Here is a 9,457-nt window from a genome sequence, read left to right on the forward strand (position 1 = left end):
GCGAAGGAAGAGACCGTGACCATGACCAGCGCGGATGCCGCCACCGGCGGTCAGGAGGCCGTGCGGCTCCTGGACCAGACGCGGACCGCTGTCCATCCCCAACTGCGCTCGACCGTCGAGTCCCTGCCGGGCTCCATACGACGGGTCGCGATGTACCACTTCGGCTGGGAGCGCGCCGACGGCAGCCCGGACGCGGGGCAGGCGGGCAAGGCGATCAGGCCCGCGCTCGTCCTCGCCGCGGCCCGCGCCCTCGGCGCCGAGACGGCCCAGGCCGTGAAGGCCGCGGCCGCCGTCGAGCTGGCGCACAACTTCACCCTGCTCCACGACGACATCGTCGACGAGGACCCCACCCGCCGGCACCGGCCCACCGCGTGGACCGTCTTCGGCATCCCCGACGCCCTCATGGCCGGGGACGCGATGAGCGCGCTCGCCCTGCGGCTGCTCGCCGAGGACCCGCACCCCGCCTCCGCACGGGCCTCCGCGCGGCTCGCCGCCTGCATCATCGAACTCTGCGCCGGCCAGCAGGAGGACTGCGCCTTCGAGCAGCGCGGCCCGCGTGACGTCTCCCTCGACGAGTGCCTCGCCATGGCCACCGCCAAGACCGGCGCCCTGCTCGGCTGCTCCTGCGCCCTCGGCGCGCTCTACGCGGGCGCGGGCGAGGAGGAGGTCGCGGCGATGGACGCGTTCGGCCGCGAGGCGGGGCTCGCGTTCCAGCTCATCGACGACCTCATCGGCATCTGGGGCGACCCGGACCGCACGGGCAAGCCGGCCGGTGCCGATCTCGTCGCGCACAAGAAGTCCCTCCCCGTGGTCGCGGCGCTCACCTCGGGCACCCCGGCCGGGGAGGAGCTGGCCGAGCTCTACTCCCGTCCGGTCCTGGACGCGGCGGCGGTACGGGCGGCGGCCGACGCGGTGGAGCGGGCCGGCGGGCGCGACTGGGCGCAGGCCCAGGCGGCCGAGCGGATGGGCCGCGCCGTCGAGTACCTGGCCCAGGCGGTGCCGGACCTGGCGGCGGCCGGGGACCTGCTGGCCCTGGCGGAGTTCGTCACCCGGCGGACGCGCTGAGCGCGGGTGCTGACCGGACGCCTGGCCGGGGGCGCTGACCGGACGCGCTGACCAGGGGCGCTGACCGGACGCGCTGACCGGGGGCTGTGGCCGGGGGCGTTTCCGGTCAGGACTCGGGGACGAGCCGGGCGACCACGGTCTCGATCAGGTCGTCGAGCTCGCGGTCGCCGTGGAGTCCGGGGACCGTGAAGTGGTCGAGCAGCAGCCCGGTGAGGGCGAAGTAGAGCAGCCGGACCGTGTCCGCGTCCCCGGGCATCCCGGCTTCGAGGTGCCCCTGGATGTTCGCGTCCAGGTCGGAGCGGAGCACCTTGGTGAGCTGGGTCCGCAGCTCGGGGCGGCGGACGGCTTCGAGCCGGAGCTCGAAGAGCCCGAGGTAGCAGGTGCGCTCGGCGGCGAGCCGCCGGGCGATCCAGCGCATCAGGTCGAGCACCAGCTCCCGGCTCGGCGCGGGGCTCATGGCGGTCTCCACGTCGCCGGGGGCCGGGGTCAGCCGGACGAAGATCCGGTCGGCGACCTGGGAGAGCAGCAGGTCGCGGTCGCTGAAGTAGTTGGACGAGGTGCCCGTGGGGACCCCCGCCCGGGCGTCGACCGCGCGGAAGGTCAGCCCGCGGGCGCCTTCGTCCGCGAGCACCTCGACGGCGGCGTCGAGCAGGGCCGTACGGCGTTCCGGGTTCCTCGCCACGGCGGGGGCTCCTTCCGAGCTGAGCGTGTTCTCTTCGAACATAGGGCTTGCGCAACCACTACAAGTGAAGCACTATAACTGTCGTGGTTGCGGACGCGGCCACGCCACCCGACGAAGAGGACCGGTTTGCGCAAGCTCACGTACTACATCGCCTGCACCATCGACGGCTTCATCGGCGACCCCCAGGGCGACGCCACCTCGATGTACAAGTTCACCGACGGCGCCTACATGGAGTGGATGGCCGCCGAATTCCCCGAGACCATCCCCACGCAGGGGCGGGAGATGCTCGGCGTCGACGGTGAGCACAGGCACTTCGACACCGTCGTGCAGGGCCTCGGCTCGTACCGCCTCGCCCTGGACATCGGCATCACCAGCCCGTACGCCCATCTGCGCGAGTTCGTCGCCACCCGCTCGCTCACCGAGTCGCCCGACCCGAACGTCGAGCTGATCGCCGACGACCTCGTCGGCCGGATCCGCGAACTCAAGGCCGAGGACAGCCCCCTCGACATCTACCTCTGCGGCGGCTCCACCCTCGCGGGCGAGCTCATCGAGGAGATCGACGAGCTGGTCATCAAGACCTACCCGCAGGTCTACGGAAGCGGCATGCCGATGTTCGGCGCCGGCTTCGAGCCCCGCGACTTCGAGCTCGGCGACGTCCGCGCCTTCGACAACGGCGTCCTCGTCCGTACGTACACCAGGAAGCGGTAGCGGGCGTTCCCGTGCCCGGCGGCCTACCCTGGAGTCATGGGCGAGGTGCCTCGCACGACGCGGGACCCGCTGGCCGAGCCCAAATGCCCGGCCTGCGGCCGACCGCGCGGCGTCATGGCCACCCGGCACAAGGTCCTCGGGGCCTGGGTGCCGGAGTGGGAGGTCCAGCCCTGCCGCAATCCCGACTGCCCGCTCTACGAGGGTGCGGAAGCCGCGAGCACGCACGTGACCGGCAAGAACGGCGAGAACGGGAGAAGTCAGGCCACCGGGTGACCGGCCGCGCGCCGGAGCCGTTCCTACGGTTACAGTCCGCGCATGTCATCGGAGTCGACAGAAGTCTGGACCGGTTGGTACCGGGACCGCAGCGGCGCGGAAGCGATCGTCATCACGGCCGACGGGCGGCGCGTCGCCACCCGGATCAGGGGGGTCGAGTACACGGGCGAGAGCTTCGCCGTACTGACCGCCGCCGGCGAGGGCGCGGCCGGCCTCAGCGGGCACGCCCTCACCGGTTGCGTCCTGGAGTGGGACCTTCCGCTCCCCGTCGTCCTGGACGGCGCCACCCAGCAGGCCACCCTCGCCTGCCTCCTGACGCTCGGTGAGCGCGCGGACCTCAGCCTGACGCTGCACTACGGCGGCGCCGCCTTCGAGGCCTGCGTCGCCGGGGGCGACTTCGACGGCGCGCTCGACCGGGTCCGGCGCCAGCTGCCGCCCGGCGCGGACTTCGCCCGCCGCCTCCTCCAGACCGCCTGACGGCTCGACTCCGGGTGGTCGGACGGCCCCGAACGGAACGGCGGCGCCCCCTCGCGGGGCGCCGCCGTCCTTCGTTCACCCGCCTCCGGTTCAGGAGGCCTTGAGCGCGGAGGCGAGACCGTAACGCCACAACTGGTCGACGCGGGACCGCTCCTGGGCGTTCGGCTGGGCGTTCTGGCAGGACGTGCCCGGGCCGCCGCCCGACATCAGCTCGCTGCACGGCCCGCTGTAGTGGTCCGGGAGGCCGAGCACGTGCCCGGTCTCGTGGGCCGTCACACGGGTGGAGTTGTACTGCTGGTTCTGGCGGTAGTCGAGGAAGATGTAGCCGCCGCCGTGGCCGTCGGTGCTGGCGTACGAGCCGCGCGAGTCATTGCCCTCGTAGTACGCGAAGTCCGGGTTGCTTCCCTCGACGAGCCGGACGTTCACCACCGAGCTGTTCCATATCTGCGCCGAGCGGGAGATCTGGGTGCGGAAGCTCGGCGCGTTGGCCGCGCTGTAGACGACCGTGACGGCCGCCGCACCCGGGGTGGCGGCCCGCTTCTTCGCCACCGACTTCACGACGGCGTCGAAGAAGGCCTTGTTGGCCTTTGCCTCCTCGGCCGAACCGGCGTACGCCGCGGTGGCGCCGCCGGCGCTCACGGCCGGGGCCGTGGCGGCCGCCGGGGCCGTACCGAGGGAGGCGGCGAGGCCGACGCCGAGGGCGGCGGTCAGCAGCGAGGTGAGGACCTTGGGGTGACGCATGGGGGGCTCCTCCTGTTGGGGTCGGAGAGAGTCTCGGGGCCACCGGGGCGTCAGGGGATGATGTCAACCGCCGATAGCCCCACCGCATCACCCTCGTCGCGTGCCCCCAACTGCCTTGGAATGCAAGGCGATTGCCCGGTTCCGGATATCTGGTGCGACGCCCGGCCGCCGCCCTACCCTCGGGACATGGAGCTGGAGGTGAGACACCTGCGCGCGCTCTGCGCCATCGCGGACACGGGCAGCCTGCACAAGGCGGCGCGGCAACTCGGCATGAGCCAGCCCTCGCTGACCACCCAACTGCGCCGGATCGAGAACTCCGTGGGCGCCGAGCTCTTCTCCCGCGGCCGCACCGGCTGCCGCCCCACCCCGCTCGGCCGCTCCCTGCTCAGCCGGGCCCGCCCCCTCGTCGCCGACATGGCCGCCCTCGTCACCGAGGCCCGCGCCGCGGCCGCCCGCACCGGACGCCCCGGACTCCGCGTCGGCTCCACCGCCAGCAGGGCGCTCCCCGGCTGGCTGCGCCGGCTGCGCGGCCGGCTGCCGGACACCGACGTCGGCCTCCGGGTGGACGTCTCCGCCGAAGAGCTGCTGCGGACGGTCGCCGCCGGCGGGCTCGACGTCGCCTTCGTCCACGAGGTGGAAGGCTGTCCGTTACGGGTCCCGGCCGGGCTCGAAGGGCGGGTCCTGGTCGCCCGAGAACCGCAGTTCGTCTCCCTGGCCCGCGACCACCCGGCCGCCGCCCGGCCCGTCGTGGACCTCGCCGACCTCGCCGCCGACCACTGGATGGTCGACCCCAGCGTCGACGGCGAATGGGACGGCCTCCGCCGCGTCCTGGGCGCCGCCGGCATCGACCCGCCCCTCCTCCACGGCGACTACCACACGGCCGCCTCCCTCATCGTCCTCGGCGAAGCCGTCGCCCCCTGCCAGCCCACCTCCGTGCCCCGCGAGGACATGGCCATCCGCCCCCTCCGCGGCGACCCCCTCGCCGTCCGGCTCCTCCTCTTCGCCCGCCCCGGCGCCCCCCTCGACCTCCTGTACGCCGAACTCGCCGCCGCCTACCGCGAAGCCGCCCTCCGCTCCGCCCCCTACCGCGACTGGCTCCGCGCCCAGGGCACCGCGGCCGGCCTCTCGGTCGGACCGTGCATGATGACCGCATGAACGCACCCGAGGACACCCCCGGCCCCGTCGTACGGCACGCCCGCGCCGAGGACCTGCCCCGGATCGTGGAACTCGTCGCCGAGCACGCCGCGTACGAGAAGGCGGCGCCCCCGGCGCCCGGTCTCGCGGACCGCCTCGCCCGCCTCCTCTTCGGCACCGACACGCCGCGCCTCCGCTGCCTCGTCGCCGCCCTCCCCGACGGCACCCTCGCGGGCTACGCCACCTGCGCCCCCGAACTCTCCACCTGGGACGGTGCCGAGTACCTCCACATGGACTGCCTCTACCTCACCGCCGCCTCCCGCGGCCACGGCCTCGGCCCCCTCCTCACGGCCGCCGTCCAGTCCGAGGCCCGCACCCTCGGCCTCACCCACATCCAGTGGCAGACCCCCGTCTGGAACGAAGGCGCCATCCGCTTCTACGACCGCCTCGGCGCCACCTCCAAGCAGAAGCTCCGCTACACCCTCCCCGTCTGATCCCGACGCGAAGGAGCCTCTTTCGCCTCCTGGCATCTTGAGGTTCGCTTGAGACTTTGCGGCCGAAAATCTTCTGTGACCTTAAGGCCGGATTTGCTCGCGCTTGCCGTCCGATTAAGGCGATCCGCCCGTCTTGAAGGTGACATTGTCTAAATCCCTTCCGGCCAACCGTGGTTACACCACCGTGAGTGACCGAATACAGGCGGTAAGTTCTCCCTCGTTTTGCTGCTTCATTGCAATCCCAAGGAGAACTCGTGAAGAACGCCATAGGTAAGGCCCTCGCCGCAGGCGCGTTCGCCGTCGCCACCATCGCCGGTACGGCGATGCCCGCATCGGCGGCGACCGCTGGTGTCCAGGAGGCGGGCTGCCCGTCCTCCGGTTACCCCACGCCGGGCAACCCGGGGCTGTCCTGTACCTCGCTGTCCAACGGCGCGGTCTTCCACAGCAAGTACCACCCCGACGCCATGCACACCCGGACGTACACCAAGTACACCAAGACGGGCGGCTCGACGGTTTCGGCGAAGCTCGGCTACATCTACAACGGCAGCTACAAGTGGTCCCCGTACTACTCGATCGCCGCGGGCACCTCCAAGACGTACACCTGGGACACCCTGGACTACGACTTCTGGTGCATGACCACCGTCGGCGTGATGTCCGTCTCCGGCGGATCGTCGTACCAGACGCCCATCTCGCGCTGCCAGTGACCTGAGCGGTCCTTAGCGACACCGTGCGCCCCCGGATCTGCATCATCCGGGGGCGCACTTCGCATAGTGAACAGGAATTCTCCGCGATGCTTCAAGCAGTTCTGCATGACCGTCTGCCCTTCCTCATCGCGCTCACGCTGGCCGGAATGGTCGTGGGCGCGGCCGCCTTCCTCTACGCCCGCGCCAAGGGTGCCTCCGGACCGTGGTGGGGTCTGACCGGCGCGAGCGTGGTCCTCGTCCTCGGGGCCACCGTGTTCTTCCCGACCCGCTCGGGTGGGGCGAACGGATGGTGCACGCTCAACAAGGACCTGTGGGAACCCATGGTCACCGAGCAGGGCGTCTTGAACGCCCTCCTCTTCGTCCCCCTGGGATTCTTCGGCGTCCTGGCGACGCGCCGCGTCATGCCCGTACTGGCAGCCGGCATCCTGGGCTCGACGCTGATCGAGGTGGGCCAGTCTCTCGTCGCGGCGACGGGCGGTGCCTGTGACAGCGGCGACGTCCAGATGAACTCCCTCGGCACGGCCCTCGGCGCTGCTTGCGGGTGGCTGGCCGGCAGGACCAACGGCGTCTCCCTCACCGCCGGCGCGCGGCGCACCGGCATGACCGCCGCGGGGACCGCGCTGGTGACCGCTCTCGTCTTCGGTCTCTTCGTCCAGTACCAAGTGGTCGACGGCACCGGCCTGCGGACAGCGGCAGGCGACGAACGGACCACGGCCGAGTCCGCCATCCAAGAAGCGTTCGGAAACCGCTACACGATCTCCGCGGTCCAGTACTCGCCCGGCATGGACGGCGCGCCCGGATCCCTTCAAGTCACCTTCAAAGAGCCCCTCACCGCCATGCTCACCTGGCCGGAAGCCGACTACCTCTCAGTCCAACTGGAGTCGTCAAGCGAACCCGGCCCCATGTCGTTCGCGGTAGGGGACGCCACGAAACCCCGCTCCAAGGCCGACGCGGAGCGCATCGCCACGGCCTACGCGAACGCCCACTACCCCTGGGTGACAGAAGCGCAGCACCGCCAGACCACATCCATGGGCGAGTTCGGCTGGATGACCTCCTGGCGCTGGGCCAAAGACGGCGTCCTGATGCCCCGCGCCCTCGACGTGCAGCTCAACACAGCGGGCCGCGTCTCGCAGCTCGCCGTCAACTCCGGCCCGGACGCACTCGACAACCTGCCCGCCGAGACCGTGAGCAAGGCCCAAGCCGAAGCCAAAGTACGCGAAAAGATCAAGCCCACGACCGCCACGGTAGGCGCCGTGACGAAGAAGGCCTACCGCATCCGCGGCGAATGGCGAGCGCAATGGCTCGTCCGCGTCATCCCGGACGGCGGCCAGCCAGAGACGATGACCGTCGACGCCGCCTCAGGCGAGGTCGCCAACGGCACGCCTCTGGGCTAGCCGACAGCGCGAGACGCCACTCCGCCGGTGACGGGGCGAGTCGCTACAGCTCGTCGGTCGCACCGCCGTCGGGGTGGAAGAAGACCGCACCCGGTCCGCCAGGGGGCGGACCGGGTGCGGTCTGGTAGGTGGCCGGACCGGTGGAGGTACGGGTCGGGCTGCCTGGGGAGAGAAGGTCAGGCCTTCTTGGTCTCCCAGAAGATGCGGTCGATCTCGGCGATGAGCTCCAGCGCCTTCTCGCCCGTCTTCGGGTCGGTGGACGCCTTGGCGGCCGAGAGGGCCTTCAGGGTGTCGTTGACCAGGGTGTTGAGCTGGGGGTACTTCTCGAAGTGCGGGGGCTTGAAGTAGTCGCTCCAGAGCACCGAGACGTGGTGCTTGGCGAGCTCGGCGCGCTGCTCCTTGATGACGGTGGCGCGGGCCTGGAAGTGCGCGTCGTCGTTGGCGGCCATCTTTTCCTGGACAGCCTTGACGGACTCGGCCTCGATGCGGGCCTGGGCGGGGTCGTACACGCCGCAGGGGAGGTCGCAGTGGGCGCTGACCGTCACCTTGGGGGCAAACAGGCGGGAGAGCATTGAGCCGTCCTTCCTCGTGATCGTCTTCTCAGGTGGGACATTACTCGGTGAGAAGGGCGTTTTCGCGGGCGCCCCCTGGGGCTTAGGTCAAAAGTCCAGGGTCACCATGGGACTCGTGTACGAGTGGACGAGCGGTCGCGCGGACGGAACGGGAGGTGCCGGATGAGGGAATCGGGGCGGGAGCGGGTGGCGGAGGCGGCGGCTCCGTTCGGGATCGCCGAGGTGACGGGGGTGTCGATGGTGCCGACCCTGCTCCACGGCGACCGGTTGTTCGTGCACTACGGCGGGCGGCTGCGGCCCGGGTGCGTGGCCGTTCTGCGGCATCCGCTCCAGCAGGATCTGCTCATCGTGAAGCGGCTGATCGAGCGACGGGACGGCGGCTGGTGGGTGCTGGGGGACAACCCGGCCGCCGAGGGTGACAGCCGGGTCTTCGGGGCCGTACCGCCCGAGCTGGTCCTCGGGCGGGTGCGGGCGCGGTACCGGCCGGTGACGCCGGGGCGTCAGCGGTCGGCCGCGGTGACGGCCTCCTGGCTCGTCTCGGCGGTCAGGCCGGTGTGGTCGGACCGCTCGGCCTCCAGGCGCTTGCGGGCGCGGTAGGCGGCGACGTTGGCGCGGGTGGCGCAGCGGTCGGAGCAGTAGCGCCGGGAGCGGTTGGTGGAGGTGTCGAGGTAGGCGTTCCGGCAGGGCGGTGCCTGGCAGAGGCCGAGCCGGTCGGCGCCGAACTCGGTGAGGTGGAAGGCGAGACCCATCGCCGCGATCGCCGCGTAGCCCGCGGTGGGGTTCGAGGGGTGGTCGGCGAGGTGCATGTGCCAGCGGGGCCGGCCGTCGTCGTCGAGGAGGTCGTGGCCCGAGATCTGGGGGCTGACCGGGAACTCCAGGAGGAGGGAGTTCAGCAGGTCGACGGCGCCCGTGTGGTCCCCCTCGTCGGCCGCGACGAAGACCGCGCGCAGCCGGGCGCGTACCGACCGGAACCGGCTGACGTCCGGGTCGGTGACCCGCCGGGCCATCTGGGTGGCCGGGCCGAAGAGCTCCCGGATCACCTCGACGGAGGTCAGGGTGTCCTTGTTGCGGGCCGGCTCCTCGGTGTTGACCAGACGCACGGCATAGTCCGAGTAATAGGCCAGTTCCACTTGTAGTCCTTACTCTGGCGGGCTAGGGTCTCGGTCGTGAGGGGTAATGCCTATGTCCCCTTCGAGGGTATTACGAAGGAGCG

General features: G+C 71.3%; 13 protein-coding genes. 9 read left to right on the top strand and 4 right to left on the bottom strand.

Features of this window, described 5'->3' with window-relative positions; genetic code table 11:
* Positions 1 to 21 precede the first annotated feature (21 nt).
* Positions 22 to 1,065: a family 2 encapsulin nanocompartment cargo protein polyprenyl transferase gene (locus ACZ7G1_RS10685; RefSeq protein ID WP_470872775.1), complete on the top strand. Its 1,044-nt coding sequence runs from the start codon at positions 22 to 24 to the stop codon at positions 1,063 to 1,065.
* Positions 1,066 to 1,171: 106 nt separating this feature from the next.
* On the opposite strand, the gene ACZ7G1_RS10690 is transcribed toward ACZ7G1_RS10685, so the two are convergent.
* Entirely contained in the window at positions 1,172 to 1,747 is a 576-nt protein-coding gene (locus tag ACZ7G1_RS10690; protein ID WP_470872441.1) for a TetR/AcrR family transcriptional regulator, read from the bottom strand.
* A gap of 126 nt (positions 1,748 to 1,873) precedes the next feature.
* On the opposite strand from ACZ7G1_RS10690, the gene ACZ7G1_RS10695 reads away from it, so the two are divergent.
* From ACZ7G1_RS10695 to ACZ7G1_RS10705, 3 genes are read left to right on the top strand one after another with little or no spacing between them, the layout of a single operon-like run.
* Positions 1,874 to 2,455 carry a dihydrofolate reductase family protein gene (locus ACZ7G1_RS10695; protein WP_470872440.1) on the top strand — a complete coding sequence of 194 codons (582 nt, stop codon included), beginning with the start codon at positions 1,874 to 1,876 and terminating at the stop codon, positions 2,453 to 2,455.
* 36 nt (positions 2,456 to 2,491) lie between these two features.
* A complete protein-coding gene (locus ACZ7G1_RS10700) occupies positions 2,492 to 2,728 on the top strand; it encodes a hypothetical protein (RefSeq protein ID WP_470872438.1) in 237 nt (78 codons plus the stop codon).
* Positions 2,729 to 2,770: 42 nt separating this feature from the next.
* Entirely contained in the window at positions 2,771 to 3,205 is a 435-nt protein-coding gene (locus ACZ7G1_RS10705) for a DUF6304 family protein (RefSeq protein ID WP_470872437.1), read from the top strand.
* Between the two features lie 90 nt (positions 3,206 to 3,295).
* Here ACZ7G1_RS10705 and snpA read toward each other — a convergent pair whose 3' ends face one another.
* Positions 3,296 to 3,946 (bottom strand): snapalysin, encoded by a 651-nt coding sequence (gene snpA, locus ACZ7G1_RS10710; protein ID WP_470872435.1) that lies wholly within the window; start codon positions 3,944 to 3,946, stop codon positions 3,296 to 3,298.
* Positions 3,947 to 4,132: 186 nt separating this feature from the next.
* Between snpA and ACZ7G1_RS10715 the strand changes: the two genes are divergently transcribed.
* The 4 genes from ACZ7G1_RS10715 (at position 4,133) to ACZ7G1_RS10730 (ending at position 7,672) form a co-directional block, all read left to right on the top strand.
* Positions 4,133 to 5,101: a LysR family transcriptional regulator gene (locus ACZ7G1_RS10715; protein WP_470872433.1), complete on the top strand. Its 969-nt coding sequence runs from the start codon at positions 4,133 to 4,135 to the stop codon at positions 5,099 to 5,101.
* On the top strand, positions 5,098 to 5,574 hold the full coding sequence (locus tag ACZ7G1_RS10720) for a GNAT family N-acetyltransferase (RefSeq protein WP_470872431.1): 477 nt from the start codon (positions 5,098 to 5,100) through the stop codon (positions 5,572 to 5,574). Before ACZ7G1_RS10715 ends, ACZ7G1_RS10720 begins: the two co-directional genes overlap by 4 nt.
* 254 nt (positions 5,575 to 5,828) lie before the next feature.
* On the top strand, positions 5,829 to 6,278 hold the full coding sequence (locus tag ACZ7G1_RS10725; protein ID WP_470872429.1) for a hypothetical protein: 450 nt from the start codon (positions 5,829 to 5,831) through the stop codon (positions 6,276 to 6,278).
* An 86-nt stretch (positions 6,279 to 6,364) separates the two neighbouring features.
* Entirely contained in the window at positions 6,365 to 7,672 is a 1,308-nt protein-coding gene (locus ACZ7G1_RS10730; protein WP_470872427.1) for a VanZ family protein, read from the top strand.
* Positions 7,673 to 7,848: 176 nt separating this feature from the next.
* Here ACZ7G1_RS10730 and sodN read toward each other — a convergent pair whose 3' ends face one another.
* Positions 7,849 to 8,244 (bottom strand): superoxide dismutase, Ni, encoded by a 396-nt coding sequence (gene sodN / locus ACZ7G1_RS10735; protein ID WP_470872426.1) that lies wholly within the window; start codon positions 8,242 to 8,244, stop codon positions 7,849 to 7,851.
* Positions 8,245 to 8,406: 162 nt separating this feature from the next.
* On the opposite strand from sodN, the gene sodX reads away from it, so the two are divergent.
* Positions 8,407 to 8,841, top strand: a complete 435-nt coding sequence (gene sodX, locus ACZ7G1_RS10740; protein WP_470872424.1) for a nickel-type superoxide dismutase maturation protease — start codon at positions 8,407 to 8,409, stop codon at positions 8,839 to 8,841.
* On the opposite strand, the gene ACZ7G1_RS10745 is transcribed toward sodX, so the two are convergent.
* Positions 8,745 to 9,374, bottom strand: a complete 630-nt coding sequence (locus ACZ7G1_RS10745; protein WP_470872422.1) for a CGNR zinc finger domain-containing protein — start codon at positions 9,372 to 9,374, stop codon at positions 8,745 to 8,747. The genes sodX and ACZ7G1_RS10745 overlap by 97 nt on opposite strands.
* Between the last annotated feature and the right edge of the window lie 83 nt (positions 9,375 to 9,457).

The organism is Streptomyces sp. NPDC037273 (assembly GCF_055603625.1).